The organism is Oligoflexus sp. (assembly GCF_035638955.1).
In the GTDB taxonomy this organism is placed as follows: Bacteria; Bdellovibrionota_B; Oligoflexia; order Oligoflexales; family Oligoflexaceae; genus Oligoflexus.
The window spans coordinates 1-19,171 of sequence record NZ_DASQYZ010000395.1; the positions used below are offsets into that span (position 1 = coordinate 1).

Consider the following 19,171-nt stretch of genomic DNA (forward strand, 5'->3'; position numbering starts at 1 on the left):
CCTGCGTCTGGCCAGCGACGGTGCGGATATCGCACTCGTGGACATGAATGAAGACAGGATGAGAGTTGTAGCGGATGAGGTGCAAACACGGGGACGTCGGGCGACGATATTCCGCGCCAATGTCATGCATCGGGAGGAAATTTACGCTGCGGTAGATCATGCAGAAAAGGAGCTTCAGGGCTTCGACATCATGATCAACAATGCCGGTATCGTCCAGGTCCAGCCGCTTTCTCATGTCACCCCGGATGAAGTGGACAAGATTTTCAAGATCAATGTGGAAGGTGTCCTGTGGGGTATTCAGGCAGCGGCCAGGAAATTTAAACAACGGAAACAGAAGGGAAAAATCATCAGTGCGTCCTCCATTGCCGGGCACGAAGGTTTTCCTCTGCTGGGTATCTACTCCGCAACCAAATTCGCGGTCAGAGCTTTAACCCAGGCAGCGGCTAAAGAGTTCGCTGCCGACGGCATCACTGTGAATGCCTACTGCCCCGGAGAGGTTGGGACCGACATGTGGGTGGAAATTGACAAACGCATGGCTGAAATCACGGGCGCCAAAATCGGTGAAACTTACGACAAATATGTGGGCGGGATCGCCCTGGGACGCGCGGAAACACCTGAAGATGTCGCCGCTTTTGTTTCCTTCCTTGCCGGCCCTGATTCCGATTACATGACAGGCCAGGCTCCTTTGATTGATGGAGGGCTGGTTTACCGATGAATATATCCATCATGGCAGGATTAACTTTAGTGACTGCGTCCGTGATTATGATTTTGTCTCGACAGACTCGACCATCCGAAGGCCGGATCAATGGGGAGGAAAATAAGCAAGCCAGTGCTCCGTTCCAAAAACAGAGTCGACCCATTGATAGAATCGACCAGCAATCAGAGGCTTCATTTCCAGCCAGCGATCCTCCATCCTGGAGCGGAAGTATAGCGGGAGGATCTCGGTGATGGCGATGACTCAAATGAAATCAATTGTTGCGGCGATTTCACTTGCTCACCAGGAGAACGGCGGCTATACGGAAGCCACCAACACGTTGCTTAATATGGCTCCTGTCCTGGCTCGCAAGCTCAATGCCGACCTTACGTTCGTCAACGTTTTTGAACCCACGCAAGCCCCACCATGGGGCGAGATTCCAATGCCAGACAAAATCAAGATCTCTCGAAGCAATCTGGATAAGGCATTGCGAATTGGGAAAGAGTACGCTTTGGATAAATACCGACAGGAAATAGCAGGCCTTGTTAAGCAGCATAGCACGCAAAACATTACTGGTGTTGTGCTCGAAGCCAAGGACGCCGCTGAAGGCATCATTTCAGAAGCCATCGTTTTGAAATCTGACTTAGTGATAACCGGGACCTCACGGCCCAGCTATAAATATATCTATAGCGGGTTTTCAACTTCACTCTCCCTCATGTCTTCGTCTCCTGCTCCGGTTCTGGTCATGCCTGAAGAAGCCAGCATCGATTGGAACCAGGAAGGACTTAAGATTCTGGTGGCCGACGACCTGCGAAGCGATAGTATAGGTGTCATGGGATTCGCGGCAAATCTGGCTATGCATTTCAACCGTTCTGTCGTCCAACATATTCACGTGATTGAAAATTCCCCGCAGGCCTTAGGTTTGGACCTCGCGGACGACGAAGTCAGAAATCTATGCGAGCAGGAATTGCATCGACGGAGCCAGGATTTTATTTCACTTTCCCATAATACAGTCGAATACAAGGCACAGGCCATTTTTGGACAAGTCGACGCCGGAATTGAGAGAATTATAGAAGATCAGCGTCCCGACCTCATCGTGTTTGGTCGGCACCGCATGATCAAAGTGCGACCTTTGATGATTGGCCGCATGACCTCACGCGCACTTCTGGACCTTAAACGCCCCGTGATTGTGGTGCCAGGATAGGACGAGCGACTCCGGAGGTGTGGCCGACTTCCGAAGACTCTTGGGAAAGACCCGGATGACAGGGTCTTTCCAAAGAATCTTAAAAAGAAAAACCCAACATCACCATACCCGGCACGGTCACAGGGATCACCTTGGACGATACCACGTCGACCGTATTTGGTGCCGAGACTCCCTGGACGGCTTCACTCAGGATCTCCATCTGAAACTGTTTGCGGCGGCTGATATCGAAGCCGAATGTCACACCATTGGTCCAGATCCACGTCCAACCGAACGAAGGGCCTGCATAGATTGCATGATAGGTACCATTCGCGGTTTCCTGCTCCTGTCCGTTTCGATCCCGTAACAACTCGGTGAACTTTCCCATACGCCCTTCCACACCGAAGCCGATGTGGAAACCGGATTTTCCACTGACATAATACTCGACGTAAGCGCTTCCGATCTGACTTTGAGTTTCATACCGATGACCAGGAAAGAGGAGGCGATCATCCTCGTCCTTGCCGCTCTCTTCAACCGTAAATCCGCCACCGATCAGCCATTGCTGACCTAAGCGATACTGGGCCTGGCTCGGAAGATTGAATGGCAATGTTAAAGGCAGTCCCACCGTAATGGATTTTTCCTCGCGCAGTTGCCCTTGCTCATCAGGTGGCGTCATGCGTCGAAAAATATTTTCAGCATGAGCCTGGCTGGCGTGGAATCCGAGAAAACTCAGGACGAGGGCGGTGACGAGGTGTTTCATACGAGGCTCCAATCTTGCGTTGAGAGATACTTATCCCTTAAACGCAAAAGAGCCGCGGAAAGCGCCAAAATATTGTGCTGTTAATTCGAGTCGTTACAAAATTCCATCAGGGCCGGAGCTGAAAGCATGAATTCTTACAGCCTGTAAGATTGCCGTCGGGCAAGGCTTTGCTGGCTATTGTCTGGACAATTTCCTGAAAGATTGCAGGGTCCTCAAGACGGGGCATCATGTCCATGGGACAAACCATGATGCAGAGGGATTCGCCTTCACTGGGTCCATCGAGTTGAAGGCTTCCGGTAAAAAACTTTTTCTCCGGACGCTCCAGCATCATTCGATTCTGCGCAATCCATTCGGGATCCTGGAGGAGCTGACCGTCCTGGCTGCTAACACCCCAGAAGGCCACAGCGGGTGCCTCCGAGAAAACCTCGGCTTTGATCCGCGCGCTGGGCGTCAGAGGACCAGCTTCTTCCAACGTTTGCACGTGCCCGTCCTGCTCAACAAAAATCTGGACATGACCGGCCCCCTTCACCGTCCAAGGCGAAGCCTCACGGACAGGTTTCTGAAAGAGCATGAGCCCCACACCGGCGGCTGCCATCAAAAGAGGCGCCAGGTACCACAACGGGCGCGACTTAAGACGCGAGGGCAGGACCAGAGGCTTCGGAACCATGGCTTCAATCACACGCGCTTCGTCGGCTGTTTCCTCAGGCGCAATTGGGGTGTCCGCCAGATCCATAAGGGCAAGATGCTGGGACAGGCGCGAGTGTTTCGAAAAATCAGGATCCTGAGGCATCACGACGTCTGACCTCCTGGAATTTGATTTCCACTTTTTCGAGGAGCCGCTGGACCGTGCGTCGGGACAGTTCCATGACTTCGGCCACTTCGTTTTGCGTCATTCCATCGAGCGCCACATAAAGAAAGGCTTCCACTTCGTCGGGCTTCAACTGCTGAATGGCCGCCTGCACCAGCTGCCTGGTCATCACAATGTTCCCGTAGCGGGATGCGGGTACCGATTCCATTTCGTCCAGGTTTTCGCCCGTGAAGGATTCCCGGCGATGCGAAGCCGACCGCAGATAATCGATCGCCGCCCGATGACAGGTTCGGTAAATCCAGACATACACAGCTTTTTCGTTGGGAAAGGTGGACCCGCTTTGCCAGAGTTTGAAGAAGGTATCGTGAGCGATCTCGGCCGCGACATCCTGCCGACGAACAATCGAGGCGGCTTTGGCGATCGCCGCTTTCGCCATTTTTTTGTAAAGGCGTTCGATCGTCCCTTTGTCGGAACACTGAAGGGATGGCTGAATTTTTTCGTGAACGGATTGCATGAGTTCGTTCATTATATCTCATCGTGCACCTACCATTCCACACTGGCTGCAAAAACACTGGCTCCCAGGGCAAAAACATCACCCGTTTCCTTGCCAGTCGCAAATGGAAACTCACGTCGAAAGTTGAGGCCAAAAGTCAATCCGGATGGCCTTGTGAACGAGGTTCCCAGGCCATAAGCGACTTTCGGAATAAAAGGTTGAAACGTGCGCAGGATGACCCCCGAAGGCGCATCCCAATCCTGCCAGACGTAATCGAAGCCGCCTGCCAGCAGCAGTCGCCAGTCCTGGCCATCGAGCGCCCAGGCTGGCCAAAGGCTGCCCCGAGCGCCTGCCAGAAAACTCAGAGTTTGCGAATGCCCGCTTTGGTTTTGATAATCCAAACGGTTCGTTTGCCAACCGCCGTTGATCAGAAAACGCCAGTCGAGGCCTTCAATCGTAGCGCTCCGCGTGGCGAGTTCCGCCTCCATACGTGGGCCGATCCTGCTATAAGTGCTGTTAGCCACCCCCATCGCAACAGCCCATCGAGGCCGCGGACGCTCGCCCTTGGCCACCAGCGCAAGCCTGGGAGCCTTTTCAAAGACCAGCTGCGCGCGACTCAGCTGCGTCGTGCCACGGGACGGCACGCGTAGGAGCCCATGACCCACGTTATCATCCTGCTCCAAGGTCACACGATAATCCCCCGGCACCAGCTGCATCTGCATCACCTGACCTTCCGGCTTTATAATCTTGAAAACCTGAAGGCCGCCATCCATGGACAAAATCAAGCGCCCGCTCAGCTCAGCATCGATCTGAAGAGGAACGGTGGCTCGCTTGACTTCAGCCAGCACAAGAGCGCCTTTACCGTGCAGACGCATGGCATATTCGGGTTTTTGCAAATGACCGCGCGGCAGAGACATCGCCCCCGAGCTCATCTGCTGGTAGACATAGTGATAGACCTCGTCGACGGTGACCAGCCCATCGCGATTGGCATCCGCAGCCCCATAGAGTCCCGCAACCAGATGATGCGTAAAGAGACTGCCGCCGAGTTCCTCCAGTTCAAAGGCAACATCAGTTCCCGACGTGGCAGCCAGGAACACCGAACCACTCGGCTCATCGTACTCCGCACGCGGCACTACAAAATCCGCCGCCGGCTTGATCCCTTTGGTGGCCAATCCCCCCGCATAGCAGCTGTCGAAAAACGCAATACGGGCGTTGGCCGGAATTGAGGCCAGGAGGGCATTCAACTCGTCTTTGCCCAAAAGCCCATCGGCGAGGTGGAGTCCCTTGGTATCCGAGTGCCCTGTGTAGTAAAAAATGAACTTTGTTTCATGAGGTCGCCCCGCGGCTCGCATACGATCCGCCAAGGCTGTGAAGGCATGTCTGAGGGCAGTGCGGCTGGAATCCTGCAAAACCGTAATACGCTGGTCCGGAACCTGGGCCATGCGTTTCAGAACGTTCTGCATCCTCTTCACATCCTGGCCTGCAAACCGCAGCACGGGGAGCGTCCGATCAAACGATTCGGCACTGGCCAGGGCCAGGACGAAAACCTGAGTCCGATCTGCGGCTTGAGCCATGCCGGCTGTTCCCTGGCGGGAACAGCCGGCATGGCCCGCTGTTCCCGCCAGCATCAATGTCAGTAACAGTCGGACCATCCCCATCGCATCGCCTCCTTCCGGCCTCATTCCAGGATAACGAAATAGCCGGGTGGATGGCGCCAAAAATTGGGTGAACCTGACTTTATTCAGGCAGGCCTGGGCTTTGCAGCCCTGGGTCAGGAATTGGCTTTTTTCTCAAAGTACATGATGTCGACGTAAAGGGCCGCGGCCAGGAGCAGGCGCCTGAGGTCTTCACTCAAAGTCGGATCCTCAATCTCAATGGAAAATGTATCCTTATCGGTGAAGGCTTCGCGCAGAAGACCCGTCCATTTTTTCTTGACCACAGCCGCGAGCTTGCCTTGCCGCATAAAGGGAAAAGTCCATATCTTCCAAATCGGCGACGAAACTTCCATGATGACATTGCCCAAGGCATCGTAAAGAGCAAAGCGTTTGCTCAGAATGGAAAAGCGTTTGACCACGCGACCCAAACCACGACCCTGGCCGTCCTGAACTATGAGCTCCTGGAAATACCAACGGAACGGATGCGAGGCCCGCATAAATTCCTGGCGATCAGGCGTATAAAAATGCAGTTCGAAACTGCGCCAATGGCCCAGGATCTGCCGCATCATAAGTCCCAAAATGCCTTTGCCTTGTTCCGCTGCGAAGCCTAAAGACTGACCTGATGCGGCAAGGATTTCATATTTGTTGCGCGTTTCAAAGCCGAACCACTCGGCCAGCTCATGCCGCTGTTTCACCAGCATGTGACTGTGTTGAGATAAAACGGGGCCGGGGCTATTCATGACTGTCCTCACATTCCCTCCCATCGCCAGGCTGATGGGATCGTTCGCATTCCGCCACAGATGGCATCATACGCTGGGTTGAGCGACCTCGACATCAGGATTTTAAAGCATACCAATTCACCCTGCGTGTGGCTATCATCGCACCGGCCAGGAGCGCAAAGAGCAGGATCGAGCCGTAAAGAAGGGCATAATCCTCGGAAAGAATAATCCCATACATGATGCCGTAGAGCCCCGCGAGGGACGCCGCAAAACCTGCACCTAATGTTTTGGAATGCAAGGCATGCCGCAAATAAAAGCCCAAGAGACTGACTGAAGACAGGGTGGCAATGCCATAAGCCCACGCAAAATCGATGTGCTCAGACAGACCCAAAAGGAGGAGATAGAAGAGCACCAGAGCCAGACCCACAAGGCCGTACTGAACCGGATGGATCGGCAGTTTTTTGAGGACTTCAAACAGCAGGAAGGCCGCAAACGTGAGAAATATGAACAGCGCGCCGTACTTCACCGAACGTTCCGCCTGCTGATAGATATCAACGGGCTGAATAAGCCTAAGACCAACAGTTTCCGTTTGCCATGTCACGGCCTCGTTCAACTGATTGGAAATGACCTGCGGGATATTCGTGGCGTAACGCGTCGATTCCCATGCGGCGGTAAACCCCTCCCCCGTGATGCTATGGCTTTTCGGTAACGATCGTCCCTGAAAGCTGGGATGGGGCCAGTTGGCGCTCAATGTCACCGTCGTGGCCTCCGCCAAGGGGATCCAGCTTAGCGAATGGGTACCGCGCAGGAGGAAATCGATCTCATAACTGAAGCGCCCGCCCTCCCGTACCTGCTCGGAAACTTCGGCGTGAAAGCCATTGCTACCCGTGAGGATGGCGCTGGGTTGTCCGGGCTTGACCGGGATGTTTCCACCATTCCACTTAAGATTCGGAATGGTGGTGATACCACGCGCATCCTTGACCAGGACCACGACGTAAGGCTTGAGCCAGTGGATGCGGGATCCTTCGGCGACCGTCACATCCTTTGGATCGGGAAACTCGAAGCTGCCCTCCAGATGAAAGGTGGTGGCATAGATCAGAGCTTCGTAAAGGCTCCGGTAGCGTTTCTCGGTCTGCATTTGACCGTTGATGGACAAAACCCGCGGCATGATAACTTTTTCGTAACGGGTGATGGTGGGCCTATTGCTGGTGACCCCCTTGCTATCGATAGCTGTCGCTTGCGTATGAAGTTCATAAGGCAGAACCAAAACCGGTCCCGACAGAACCTGTTCTCCGGCGCTGGTTTGCGTCATCTCCTGCAGGACAGCAGCCCGACGTTCACTGCGCTCCGAAACGGCAGCCCCAATCAAAATCAAAGCCACGAGAAGGATCAAACCAAGACCCCCGACAGCACCTACTTTTAAAAGCCCTTTGGATATCATAAATACCTCCTTGTCTGGTCCCTGCCCCGATAAAGGACGGACCGAAGGAGACCATACCCCCCGCATGTGAGGGGTTCTGGAAGTCCATGTGAAGTCCCTGTGAAGTTGCAGGGAAATTCCAGATCTGCTTCCGGGTGAGTGGCCAGGCTATGGGTAAATTGGATCAGAGATGTTGGCTAGAAGGTGGTCCGGTTATCGCCCCATTTTTCGGCAATAGCCCGGAGCGTGCCCTTTTTCTTCAGGCGTTTGTAGCCTTCTTCATAGTGGGTCCAAGCCAGTAGGCCCAGCGGATGAGTCAGGCTGAAGCCTATCGTGCCTGCTTCCTTCCCACAGTTGAAAGCAAAGCGGACCTGTTGATCGGTCTTGGCTTCCAAAGATTTTGTATTCCTCGGCTCCAGTTCATTGGTCATGATAATGGCAGCATCGATGCGACCTGATGCCAGCATCTTGAGCGTGTGTATATCCGAATGATAGGTCTCGAATATGGCCCCACGGGTCACCAGCGCCATGGCTTCGGGAGGATATTCATAGGCTCGAACGGTACCGACCCGAGTGTTAGGTGGAATATCACAAGTCCCTTGTGCCGGTTTAGGAAGAGGCCGCTTGATGCTTTCAAAGACATCAACATTGAGGTAGATGAGAGGTTCGCTGGCTAATTTCAGAAGGCCATCAAACTCGTCATGCCAGGCCATGCTAAAACACGCGACGGCCTGACCTTTCAGAACAGTCTTTTTGCAACGGGCGTAGGGCACAACCTTGAGCACGACCGGCACGCCCACTTCCTTATAGACGGCCTTGACCACATCATTCGCATAACCCTTGCCATCAGCCCCAGACCAGGGTGGAGCAGCATCTTCAACCATGATTTCCAGGGGTTTTACGACTGACTTGGGGGATTTCACATGGGCTAAAACTGGACTTTCCCATACCACTAAAAAAAGCAGAGAGGTGATCCGCTTCGAGATAAAATCGGAATGATGCACGGTGTCTCCTTTGGTTCTGCACCGGGCTGGAACACAGGGGTCTTCATCTTTTTTGGTCCTTTCCAGCGAAGTATACAAGGTTTTTTTTGCCAGAAGCGCCTGTGTGCTCTCACTCCGGGCGGCAAACTGACTTTGGAACAGCACATAATTTTGTATATTATTTTTCTCTTTGCCTGAAATATGCACGGGTTGCTCGCCCTGTCGGCATTTTGCAACAGTATGTAGCTGACTTTACTGCTTTATTTCGAAACACAAATCCCTATACTCGCCCTCGCATCACCCTATGGAATGGCCCCAACGCATTCCCAATGGATATATGAGGCTTCTGCTAGAACCATCAGCAGTTGGTTCCTGCTGTATCCCTTTGCTGACGGAGAATGATCCATGACAAAACTCAGGCTGCTGCCCTTAATCTTGAGCCTGGGCGCCTCGCCACTCGCCTGTAATAAAGCCTCGGACCAGGACAGTGATCTGTCGTGGGGCCACCTTCAGGACCAGAGCCTTAATCCCAAAACCCCGCAGTATTTGATCAACAAAGGCCCGAACGACATTTATAAAGTCTGCGTGGCCCAATATATGGTCGATGACCTGCCGGGTGTGGAAGAGGAAATCAAAGCGGCCATCAATATCTGGGCTGCTTATCTGGGCCGTTCCATTCAAGTCGAAACGATCGTGAAAGATCAGCCACGGGCAACCGCAAGCGATCGATCGGATACCTTGCAGACGGCTTACTATAAAAACTGCGGGGACGATGTGGATGTGGTGATGGGTTTCTCGCCGTTCTCGGGTGGAACCGTAGGGCAAACCGGCTCCAGCTGGCGCGGATTCTCTTCCACCAATATCACCAGCTTCAAACGTCATCTTTTCCTACGCGATTATGCGATCACACCTGATAGCTGGGGCACCACGCGTTGGGTGAGCCAGCAGGAATTGAATAGCCAACCGTTCGTGAGTCAGGACCTTTTAAATACCATGCAAGCCCGCCATACAGTCGAGGTCGCACCCCGCGGAACAGCTGTGGCGCTTCAGGTCCTTGTTCATGAATTCGGCCATGTTTGGGGTCTTTGTGATCAATATGAAGGTCCATCGAACTGCGATCCGAATTTCAAATCGGAGCATCCTGAGTTGAACAGCATCATGGCTTCGGCTTCGAACATGTCGAAAATTTTTCTGACTGATGATGACATCGCCGGCATCCGTGCCCTCGCAACCCGCCCTGGCTTCAACGACAAATGGCCAGGAACCGAGGACGAGCTGGCTCAGGCCGCCACCCCCCTCGCCTTGAACGAGGTCACTTACTTTAAACTGAAGTCCGTGCAAAAAACCGGCACTCAATTCACCTTGAATTTTGGTGTCGTGACGGCGAAAAAAGGCGGCGAGTTACGCTTTGAATACCGTCTGAAGGGTACCGAAACCTGGCAAACCAGTTCCACGTACTTCCCTTCCAGTCAGGCGTTCATGATACCGGATTACTCCTTCAAGCAGACTGTACGAACGGATGGTGATTATGAATTCCGTTTGAATCTGCGACTCAAAGGCGACGATGGAGCGCTCGCCGCTCCGGTTTACGCCACGCTCCCCACCAATTGATCGAACCCCATCCCCATGGTGATTGAGCCATGGGGTCTGCCCTGCCTTCCTTATCATCAATGCTTCTGCAAGCTGCTCAGATAAAGCCACATCGCCTGCATCTCCATATCATTCAACTCACGGACGTATTGCATCGGCATCGGTGGACGCAACGCCAAACCCGTGCGCGCCGATACGCCTGTTTTCAAGGTTCGTATGAATGATGCCTCAGTCCATTTGGAAACTCCGGCGAAGCGCAGATCACTGGCTTCTGGCCACGAAGGAGGACCGCCGGCGATGGTTCCACCCTGGAGTTCCTGCCCATGGCAACCGATGCACGATGTTTGAACGAGGTAGCGGCCGAATTCAAGCGTGGCCCCTTCGTCGGGTTTTTTCGCAAAACCCTGACTCAGGTCCATACTGGTGGCGGGCAGGAGGATCGGCATCTTGCCTAGCGTATGAAGCACGTTCGCCATCGGACCGGGGACCGATTTTTGGACGGACTTTTCCACTGCAGGCAGAGATCGCAGGTAGACAATGATGGAAGCGATATCCTCTTGGCTCATCGCCACATAATCAAAACTTGGCATGAACATCAAAGATCGATTGGTGCGATGCACCCCGTAACGGATAGCGGCAGCGATCTGGTCATCGGACCATGCGGCAAGGCCTGACGGCGTAAGGTTGGCAGAATAATAGGTGCCCATAGCCGGGTCATCAACCACCAGCTTTCCTGCCAGGTCTTGCCCATGGCAGTCGACGCACGCACTGCGGACATGAACGATCCGCTGGCCTAAGGCGAGGTCAGCCTTGGACATGGCCTCGAGCATCGAAAAAGAAGGAGCCTGAATCCTCTGGCTGGCCTTGCTTTGGACCTTCCATTGGACAATCAGATAGGCGGCGCAGATCAGGACGGCGAGAACGCATAAGACTTGGAAAGTCTTCCGGGCCAATTTTTTCACAGTATTTTCCCTGGCAAAGAATGAATGGGCGTCGAACCGGAAGGGGACGCTACACGGTGTTTTTTGCTGCATTCCGGAAGGTTATGAACTTTTCTGCGCCATCCATGCAGTAAGCGAGGCCTTGTTTCGTCTCATTCACGCCCGAAAGAAGGGCGTTGTCGAACACACTAAGACTGAAACAGGAATCCTCATGAAATCCATCATTTCGACCGTGCTTTTGACTGTTCTGACCTCCTCGGCTGCTTATGGCGAAGGCCTGCAGGTGGAAACCCGCGCCTTTCACGCTAACATGCGCCTCGACGCCGACAAAGCCACCTACCTTCAAGACGGAGCTCCGGCGACGACGGACGGCGTAAGCTCATCTTACTACAACACTGCCGGATTGGGCTTGGCCGCTGTTCATGTGGTTGATGATATTCTGGAATTAGGCTTGGGCTTTAGCTTCGCGCGCTATTATCCCAGCAATGGCGTTCAGATGGATCAAACTGTCTTGAATGGTTTTTCTCGCATTAATCTGGCCAAAACAGAAACAAGCAAGGTCTATATGTTAGGCGGATTGTCCCGTCAGCAGCTAACGCAGGACAATGAAAGCAATGAATTTGCCCGATACAAATCCAGCTTCACACCCATCGTCAACGTCGATCTCGGCATCGGCGGGACCATCAATTTCGGTTCAGCGGATCTGGGTCTGGAATATAAACATTCGAATACAGTCGCCGCAGGCCGTGCCTCATTTCAAAGCCTGTATAAGATCCAGGGTTTGACCGGCAACCAGGTCAGCAGCGACAAAATCAAGTTCAGAAACGTGGCCCTGGAAGGTCAGGAACTGGCTTTGACCTTCGGCGTAAAAATGTAAGACATCACCAGGAGTGGGCTTAGGTGTCACGATCAACAGCTTTTTTAACAAGCCGAGAGATCGTACCCTCCCACAACTCTACAATGGGGTTGTTGTAAAGGAAGAGTCCGGAAGGAAGCTTTCCAGCCATGGGAGCACGTCAGTACCCTGCCACGGATCAACCAGCCTGGTGTGACGGTTCGCCCATGAGTAATCGTCGGCCGAGTAGAAGATATAGCTCGAGTGAATGCCCACCACCACTTCCTCTGCACTGTCGCGATACACAGGGCCGCCAGAGTCTCCAGGACAAAGACTGACATTGTTCGCCGAGCTCTCATAATTATAGTGAGCGCCGGGCGTCATAAAATAATAGCTTTCAAAATTGTTCATATTGGCTTCAGAGACTCGTGGCTCCAGATCGTTGATCACCGAACCAGCAAGGACGGACGTTCTGCCAAATTTTTTACGTACCGTGGAACTGGCGCCAGACGAGCTGGTACCGGACTCACATCCGTAACCCGCGATGACAACGGGATCTCCATTCCAAACGTAGGTTTTATCAATTTTGGCCGAAGGCCACTGGGACGGCAGAGTGCCTTCCACTTCGATCAAGGCCAAATCCGGAGGTGGTAGAAAAGCGAGCTGTGTGCCGCGCCCACAGAGACCACCGGAGCTTGCACAATCACGCGTAAACTGATCAAAGACCCAATAGCTTTTTACCCTGCCGACATACCATTGGCTCGTGTCTGTCGTGGTGCGCTCTGGAAAATTGGAAGCATGAATACGTGAGCCGCGGACCAATCCAGGACGGAGGGTTCCCAAACTATCGGCCAGGCAGTGGGCAGCTGTAAGAATATGACGATCGCTGACTTTGGTTCCCGTGCACTGTCCTCCACCCGGCAGTAGGTAGACCAGGGCCGAGGGGAATTGAGTTTTGGTGGCGACCGTGCCGTTGATCAATTTGGTTTCAGACTGCGGGTCGCTTGGGGCGCAACCACCCAGGGCTATCAGCGTAAGACTATAAAAGGCAGATTTCACATAGGTAATGGACTTCATGACAGACTTCTCCTTGAACGTCGATGATGTTACTAAGGGGAAGACGGACCACACCTAAAATTTATTCCTGATAAAAGCTGACTGGGAATGTCGAAAGGCCTTTCGATTTCTCGAAAAGCCTCTCTTTGTGTTCGACTCGTCAGCGTGCCCAATCAAATTTTAAAGTAACTGAAGTTGATCGCATAGATCGAATTACATTCCGACAGGACCATACGACCAAGATTGTTTACGCCCAGACATTTTCCGGAATACTGATTCCGCAGTTTACCCTTGGTCCCAGCGACACCAAACCATTGCCAGGACTTGTCGGAATTGAAAGTACACGCTTTCTGCACAACCGGGGATGACACAGCAGTACCTGTAACGGAGACGCACTTATTCGAGACCCTGGATTTGAGAAAGAAATAAGCACCACGGACATCATAAACAAACTGCTGATTCAAGGAATTGGCGTTACAAGCAAAGCCAAGGATAGGAACATTGTCGGCTGTCCCGCTAGCCTGCACGTCCAAACATTTCTGACCCGTGTAGGTAAATTTGTAGTGAGTGGCAGCGGTCTTAGCAGCTGGGGTGGCTGTCTTCGATGCTGCCAGATCCTTCTTCAGTTTTTCGATCTCCGCTTTAAGAGCTTCCAATTCTTTTTTGGCAGCAGCATCTGTAGCGGTCAAGGAGCTGATGTTGGCTTCCACGGCGACTTTTTCCTTCAGCATCGCTTCAATCTGGGCCTGAACCTCGGCTTTTTGAAGGTCGGGCAGGCTCTCCGATTCCATCTGCTTGGACATGCTTTGAACCTGTTCCGTCAAAGCATTCGCCGTTGCTTCCAACGCGCTTTTATCAGCACTCACTTTCTCAGCCAACGTAGACTGTTCCGCATAGCTGCTTTCCAGATCGACGATGCGCTCGATCTCACTGAGAGGTTGAACGGTTTCCGCTTGCTGGCTTTGCGCTTCAAGGGCTGATGTGGGGCTGGGCCGCTGTGCGCAAGCAAAGAGCAAAGCCATGGACGCAAAAGGCAGGACACACTGTTTCAGAATCTTCATGACATCTCCAATCGAAGTTTCTCAAGCTTATACATCTTCCGTGCCATCAGCTTTGCATTCCAAAGGGCAGCCTTGACGAAACAGGTAGAGACGAGTTTGAATTGTGGAAATTTTTATTCGGTTCGCTATTTGAAAAATAACTCCATGAAAGCAAATTTTATGGTCTTACAAAACTCCATTAAAAATGCGCCATTCCTTGATCCGTTGACGAAGGTCTTATCGTTCACCGGTTGGCCACACCAAAAACCCTGAACAGATTTCACGTCCCTCCAGCCCTTGCATTTGCACTAGGGAACGCAAGGTTTTCGTCTAAACAATTCTTTAGAGGAGTGTCAGCGATATCCCCAATGATTAACTGCTGTTCCCGGATTTAATGGCCAATGGACCGATATTCCTACGGCTCCTCCGCGGAGTAGGTTTTGCAGTGGAGGCATCACATTACCCCACATCGGGACACGCAAGCAGACGTTAAGAAGGCGGACGGTATGACCAAAAACAGGCGCATCATTGAACGGCAGGTGAATCTCAACGAACTGGGAAAAAGTCTCTTAAACATTGCTGAGGTCTATAGATACCTGGGCACTCTGACCCACGAAAGCTCGGATATCAAGAATGTTTTGAAGACGGAAGGCGTGGCTCAGGTCCTGGAGCGATTCAAAGGAAATATGAAAAACCCCAGGTCACGCCTTCCTATTTCCAAAGACATTGAAACCAAGGTGCTGGCCTATGCCACCCAATGGCCGACGCATGGCAAGGATAGGGTATGCAGTGAAATGAAGCGTCGAGGCATCATTATCAGTGCCGGCAGTGTCAGGGGGATATGGCTGAAACATGGGTTGGAAACCAAAGAACAAAGGTTAAGGCAGAGAGAGATATGCGGGACGGTCGAAGCTGTCGCGCAGGAACGATCCGAAGAAGTGGAACAGCAATGCAAGCAGCCGGAAGGTCCAGCTCACTTGCTGGTCCAGGACACCTATTTCGTGGGTTATATCCGAGGCATTGGCAAAATCTATCAGCAGACTGCCATCGACTGCTATTCCCATGTGGGTTTTGCCAAACTCTATCCGCAGCGCACGGCTCTCTCCGCCGCTGACCTCCTCAATGATAGAGTCTTACCGTATTTTGATCAGTGTGGGCTGCAGGTGCAGCGCATTATCACAGATTTTAGCACGGAGTTCAGCGGCGTTAATAAAAGCCATCCCTATCAAGTCTTTCTTCATATTAATGAGATCGCTCATGTACCAACAAGCCTCGGTCAAGCCGAGGCCTTCGGTATGATCAGGCAGTTCAACCACATGCTGCAGAAAACATTCTATGATGCCGTGCTGAAGACGAGACGCTACACGTCTCTGGAAGAACTTCAACATGACCTTGATGCCTTTATGAGCCTGACCGGGATCAGACGCGTGTCCGATACTCCGGGTTGAAGGGCCTCTCACAGACCCCAATACTGCAGGATGGCCTGCAACACCCTGGCCATGGTTTCAGGATTGGAAGGCTTGAGGACGATGGAATTGGCTCCCAAAGCGTAGAGCTCTTTGGTGTTCTCTGCGCCAATGGTCCCGGAAAAAACTATGACCGGAATCTCTTTAAGAGCCGCATCGGATTTGATGCGACGCAGGGTTTCGTACCCATCCATCGCTGGCATTTGAAGGTCCAGGAGGATGATGTGCGGCCGTGGAAAATCAGGATCGTTCTGCCTGGCCCTTGAAAGATACATCATCGCTTCCTGCCCGTTGCTGCAGGGGATGAAGGTGATTTTGCCTTTAAATTGTTCTTCCGCTCGCTGGGCAATGGATTGAAGGAGGTTGGGGTCGTCATCAGCGGAAAGTATGATGATCGATTTCATGGAGACCGGGGTTTGCTGCTGGTAGGCTGCTGCAAAAGCCATGACCATCCGGATCGTCTCCGCTTTGCTTCGACAGCCAATTTTAGAGAATACATTGGAAAGATGCACATTCACGGTCGCCAGCGAGCAGCCTAGCTTGGCCGCGATCTCGGCGGAGCCCATATGCTCATTCTCAATGACCTGGAGCAGGACCTCCCGCTGTCGGGTGGTCAACTGGTACTTGTCAGAGAAACTCTGCATGATATCTCGATTGATCATGGCGCTATTATTCCAGAATCAAATCCCGATGTCCAGGTGCCCTTGGGCAGTTCCAATCTAAGATGAAATGGCGCTGACTCCGAGTCGGCACCAACGTTATGAGGCTCTTCAAAGACAATGCCGATGGCGCCGTCAAGCATCGACCGTGCGGCGTCCAATCCCATGCCCCGTCCTGAGATCTCGGACAGGTGGGACGCTGTCGAAAAGCCTGCACCAAAAATAGCCATGGCGATAACCTTTGGGTCATAACAGTCGCTCCCGATCATGCCTTGGGCGAGCGCCTTTTCCCTGATTTGCTTGATATTTAAGCCTTGGCCGTCATCACCCACCATCAGAATTAGCGTCTCGTCCTGGATGGATACAGTTATCCTTATGAGCCCAACCGCAGGTTTGCCTTTGGCCACGCGCACAGGGGCAGTTTCCAAACCATGGTCCACAGAATTTCCGAGCAGATGAACCAGAATATTTTGTAAGAGCTCCACAGTTTGTGGAGGGATACCGATCTGCGGGCTATCAATCATAAACTGAGGCTCAGGCTTGCCAAGAAGAAGGGCCGTTTTGATGACTCTTTGGCCACATTCCCTGATGACCGAGATCAGATCTTTAAAATACGCATGACGAAGGTTAGCCTCTTCCTCGTGAAAAGCCAATCGGCTCAAGGGCGGAAGATGCTGGAAAACGTGAAGCAATTTCCCAATCATGTCCTTATTGAAGCTGACTGAACTTGATGCGGAGCGTCCTAATTTTTCGCGAAAGATGGCAACGTAATCCTCAAGACTGGCAAGGACCAGGGCAAAGTCCGCCCTCAAAAGCTCAATGTCCACCAACCTTGAGTCCGACTGATACAGACTGCAAAGGTTTTCGGCCTTATGAACCAGATTGGTGAGCTCCTTGAATCCCATGCTGCGGACATGACCCTTCATCGTATGGTACTTCAAGAAGATGGTTCTTAAACTCAGTTCGCTCCAAGGCGGCTCCGAGGCAAGGACCTGCTGGATATCGGTCAGCACCTGATGGGAACTCTCAAAAAATAGCTGGCATCCATCACCATCAACCGCCAGCATCTCGGATATCTTGACAATGGTTTTCTCATGTTTGGCGGCTGTGCCTCGGAGTTTTTTAACTTCCGTAACATCCCTCAGAGTGACCAGGATTTTTTCGGTCTGCCGTCTTTCGTTTTCAATCAGGAGCCAGTCGACTTCCAAAAATCGTCCGCGCTTTTCCATTTCCCGCGGCAGATGGCTTTCATTCAAAGCGAATTCAATGGGTGAATTAAGGCCGAGATGGATGGCCGATTTCATGCGAGAGATATCGTCATCGTTCAAATTGGACCCCTCGCTCAAGAGCTCCGCAGGATCGCTCAGCAAAATATCCGATGTTCCGACTATTTCACAGAGATGACGACTGTATTCTTCATGAATCCTGACCCCTGGCACGATCGCGAAAATGCCCTGATGAATGTGCCTCATGATGGAGCGAATTTCTCTTGTTTTCTCTTCGACGATATCTTCAACCTTGTCGATGTAGGTCTTTAAATCCAAATTGAGAGTTCTGAGCTTATCACCCATAGCGATCGACAGAAGCAAGGCTTCCACCAGGGATCCTATTTCCATAATATGGTCCAGAAATGTCATACTGGGCAACATACCCTGGATCATGAGCGTTCTAAAAAACGAGCCGAGCAAATAGGTGGAGAAAGCGACTACATAGAAGAAGGCCTGCTTTTCTTTCTTAAGCATAAGCCATATGGCGGGAACGATGATCATCGGGACGACAATGGATATCATGACAAAGCCAAGACGGATCACGAATTCGCCAGGTCCGCATGCATAGGCCACGGCGGCTGCGATCGCCATAGCCTGAGCTATCCCGGTCAACCTCAGCAGCCTTGGATAGGCTTCAAAAGGTAAAAATTCCCGGGCGAATGCTACAAAAAATATCCCATGAAGTCCGAGCGACAGGAACAGGTGATGCCTCCAGAAAACTTCAGCATTTTCCGTATAGACATTAAAATAGAAACCGTTGATTTCCGAAATGAGCAGCAGAGTGGTGCTGACGAAAAGGACGTAATAAAGATAGATGCGCTGTCTGGAGAAGAGGAAGATTCCAAAGTTATAGATCAGAAGAGCGACGGTCGCGCCTATGTAGGTCCATTGGAAGGGCAGAGATTCCCATAATTTCTGTTCAAGATGTTCCTCCGCATGCAACTCGACTTGGAGGTCATGCGGGACAATCTGCGTGTAGACCTTGAAATAGACTTCAATTTCTCTTTTTTCGGAGCTCAGCTCGATGACCGAGGTGATATCAATGCCGTTGTCGAATTTATTTTTGAGCTCTTTGGCAACGTGGTAGCTGTTACGGAAGCTGGTTAAAACATGATCTCTGTCATGCACTGTGAAGAATTGGGAATCAAACAGGTAGCCTCTGATGTTCAGCAGAAGCTTCCTCGTGGGCTCACGCCCCTCATATTTTATTTTGAATCGATACCACACGGGTCGGTCGATGAAGCCAAAACTGGGTCGAAGCTGTTCCAGGACTCGAAATTGATCACGCATCCCGGGCTTCAGAATCTCGTTAATGCCAACGGTGGGAGTCGATTGATAGAGCCCATCGTAGTAGGCAAAGAGTTTCACCCTCTTGGCTTCCGGGTTGTTCTCACCCAGGAAGTCCAGGGCGTCAATCGGGTGCCAATCCACCTTTTCAGGCTGGTAATAATAGCTTAAGGCGTCCTTTTCGAGTGGGACGTATTCAAAGTTATCATCGATGACCACAGTCTGCTGAGCCACGCCGCGGCTCGTAAAGCAGCTGAATGCCAACAAAAATAGCCATAAATTGATAGGTGTCAAAGTCGGCATCTTTCCAACCCGAT

Annotated in this window: 17 protein-coding genes; 5 read left to right on the forward strand and 12 right to left on the reverse strand. The window is 52.1% G+C overall.

Annotation, left to right across the window (positions count from 1 at the left end; genetic code table 11):
- The first annotated feature begins 1 nt into the window (after position 1).
- Positions 2–715, forward strand: a complete 714-nt coding sequence (locus tag VE954_RS33795; RefSeq protein WP_349263855.1) for an acetoin reductase — start codon at positions 2–4, stop codon at positions 713–715.
- Positions 716–947: 232 nt separating this feature from the next.
- A complete protein-coding gene (locus VE954_RS33800; RefSeq protein ID WP_324961370.1) occupies positions 948–1,898 on the forward strand; it encodes a universal stress protein in 951 nt (316 codons plus the stop codon).
- Between the two features lie 79 nt (positions 1,899–1,977).
- Here the strand turns inward: VE954_RS33800 and VE954_RS33805 are convergent, their stop codons facing one another.
- From VE954_RS33805 to VE954_RS33835, 7 genes are all read right to left on the reverse strand, one after another.
- The gene (locus VE954_RS33805; RefSeq protein WP_324961372.1) at positions 1,978–2,634 is read right to left on the reverse strand and encodes a hypothetical protein; all 657 of its coding nucleotides are present in this window, start codon (positions 2,632–2,634) and stop codon (positions 1,978–1,980) included.
- 106 nt (positions 2,635–2,740) lie between these two features.
- Positions 2,741–3,427 (reverse strand): hypothetical protein, encoded by a 687-nt coding sequence (locus VE954_RS33810; RefSeq protein ID WP_324961374.1) that lies wholly within the window; start codon positions 3,425–3,427, stop codon positions 2,741–2,743.
- Positions 3,408–3,968 (reverse strand): RNA polymerase sigma factor, encoded by a 561-nt coding sequence (locus VE954_RS33815; protein WP_324961376.1) that lies wholly within the window; start codon positions 3,966–3,968, stop codon positions 3,408–3,410. The genes VE954_RS33810 and VE954_RS33815 overlap by 20 nt, the downstream gene beginning before the upstream one ends.
- Positions 3,969–3,985: 17 nt before the next feature.
- The gene (locus VE954_RS33820; RefSeq protein ID WP_324961378.1) at positions 3,986–5,587 is read right to left on the reverse strand and encodes a caspase family protein; all 1,602 of its coding nucleotides are present in this window, start codon (positions 5,585–5,587) and stop codon (positions 3,986–3,988) included.
- A gap of 119 nt (positions 5,588–5,706) precedes the next feature.
- A complete protein-coding gene (locus VE954_RS33825) occupies positions 5,707–6,330 on the reverse strand; it encodes a phospholipid scramblase-related protein (protein WP_324961380.1) in 624 nt (207 codons plus the stop codon).
- Between the two features lie 94 nt (positions 6,331–6,424).
- A complete protein-coding gene (gene creD, locus VE954_RS33830; RefSeq protein WP_324961381.1) occupies positions 6,425–7,750 on the reverse strand; it encodes a cell envelope integrity protein CreD in 1,326 nt (441 codons plus the stop codon).
- A 176-nt stretch (positions 7,751–7,926) separates the two neighbouring features.
- Positions 7,927–8,733 carry a transporter substrate-binding domain-containing protein gene (locus tag VE954_RS33835; RefSeq protein ID WP_324961383.1) on the reverse strand — a complete coding sequence of 269 codons (807 nt, stop codon included), beginning with the start codon at positions 8,731–8,733 and terminating at the stop codon, positions 7,927–7,929.
- Between the two features lie 384 nt (positions 8,734–9,117).
- On the opposite strand from VE954_RS33835, the gene VE954_RS33840 reads away from it, so the two are divergent.
- Positions 9,118–10,323 (forward strand): hypothetical protein, encoded by a 1,206-nt coding sequence (locus VE954_RS33840; protein WP_324961385.1) that lies wholly within the window; start codon positions 9,118–9,120, stop codon positions 10,321–10,323.
- Between the two features lie 56 nt (positions 10,324–10,379).
- Here VE954_RS33840 and VE954_RS33845 read toward each other — a convergent pair whose 3' ends face one another.
- Positions 10,380–11,264 carry a c-type cytochrome gene (locus VE954_RS33845; protein WP_324961387.1) on the reverse strand — a complete coding sequence of 295 codons (885 nt, stop codon included), beginning with the start codon at positions 11,262–11,264 and terminating at the stop codon, positions 10,380–10,382.
- Between the two features lie 190 nt (positions 11,265–11,454).
- On the opposite strand from VE954_RS33845, the gene VE954_RS33850 reads away from it, so the two are divergent.
- Positions 11,455–12,120, forward strand: coding sequence for a hypothetical protein (locus VE954_RS33850; RefSeq protein ID WP_324961389.1), 666 nt, complete (start codon positions 11,455–11,457; stop codon positions 12,118–12,120).
- 78 nt (positions 12,121–12,198) lie between these two features.
- On the opposite strand, the gene VE954_RS33855 is transcribed toward VE954_RS33850, so the two are convergent.
- A complete protein-coding gene (locus VE954_RS33855; RefSeq protein ID WP_324961391.1) occupies positions 12,199–13,155 on the reverse strand; it encodes a trypsin-like serine protease in 957 nt (318 codons plus the stop codon).
- A gap of 152 nt (positions 13,156–13,307) precedes the next feature.
- Positions 13,308–14,195, reverse strand: a complete 888-nt coding sequence (locus VE954_RS33860) for an RICIN domain-containing protein (protein ID WP_324961393.1) — start codon at positions 14,193–14,195, stop codon at positions 13,308–13,310.
- A gap of 485 nt (positions 14,196–14,680) precedes the next feature.
- Between VE954_RS33860 and VE954_RS33865 the strand changes: the two genes are divergently transcribed.
- Positions 14,681–15,622, forward strand: a complete 942-nt coding sequence (locus VE954_RS33865; protein WP_324961395.1) for a hypothetical protein — start codon at positions 14,681–14,683, stop codon at positions 15,620–15,622.
- Positions 15,623–15,630: 8 nt separating this feature from the next.
- On the opposite strand, the gene VE954_RS33870 is transcribed toward VE954_RS33865, so the two are convergent.
- Both VE954_RS33870 and VE954_RS33875 read right to left on the reverse strand, forming a co-directional pair.
- A complete protein-coding gene (locus VE954_RS33870; RefSeq protein WP_324961398.1) occupies positions 15,631–16,302 on the reverse strand; it encodes a response regulator in 672 nt (223 codons plus the stop codon).
- A complete protein-coding gene (locus VE954_RS33875) occupies positions 16,299–19,088 on the reverse strand; it encodes a 7TM diverse intracellular signaling domain-containing protein (RefSeq protein WP_324961400.1) in 2,790 nt (929 codons plus the stop codon). The genes VE954_RS33870 and VE954_RS33875 overlap by 4 nt, the downstream gene beginning before the upstream one ends.
- Positions 19,089–19,171 lie beyond the last annotated feature (83 nt).

Coding starts and splice junctions, on each gene's coding strand:
- VE954_RS33805 (WP_324961372.1), bottom strand. CDS start 2,634: ATGAAACACCTCGTCACCGCCCTCGTCCTGAGTTTTCTCGGATTCCAC.
- VE954_RS33870 (WP_324961398.1), bottom strand. CDS start 16,302: ATGATCAATCGAGATATCATGCAGAGTTTCTCTGACAAGTACCAGTTG.
- VE954_RS33825 (WP_324961380.1), bottom strand. CDS start 6,330: ATGAATAGCCCCGGCCCCGTTTTATCTCAACACAGTCACATGCTGGTG.
- VE954_RS33860 (WP_324961393.1), bottom strand. CDS start 14,195: ATGAAGATTCTGAAACAGTGTGTCCTGCCTTTTGCGTCCATGGCTTTG.
- VE954_RS33840 (WP_324961385.1), top strand. CDS start 9,118: ATGACAAAACTCAGGCTGCTGCCCTTAATCTTGAGCCTGGGCGCCTCG.
- VE954_RS33800 (WP_324961370.1), top strand. CDS start 948: ATGGCGATGACTCAAATGAAATCAATTGTTGCGGCGATTTCACTTGCT.
- VE954_RS33855 (WP_324961391.1), bottom strand. CDS start 13,155: ATGAAGTCCATTACCTATGTGAAATCTGCCTTTTATAGTCTTACGCTG.
- VE954_RS33815 (WP_324961376.1), bottom strand. CDS start 3,968: ATGAACGAACTCATGCAATCCGTTCACGAAAAAATTCAGCCATCCCTT.
- VE954_RS33865 (WP_324961395.1), top strand. CDS start 14,681: ATGACCAAAAACAGGCGCATCATTGAACGGCAGGTGAATCTCAACGAA.
- VE954_RS33820 (WP_324961378.1), bottom strand. CDS start 5,587: ATGGTCCGACTGTTACTGACATTGATGCTGGCGGGAACAGCGGGCCAT.
- VE954_RS33850 (WP_324961389.1), top strand. CDS start 11,455: ATGAAATCCATCATTTCGACCGTGCTTTTGACTGTTCTGACCTCCTCG.
- creD (WP_324961381.1), bottom strand. CDS start 7,750: ATGATATCCAAAGGGCTTTTAAAAGTAGGTGCTGTCGGGGGTCTTGGT.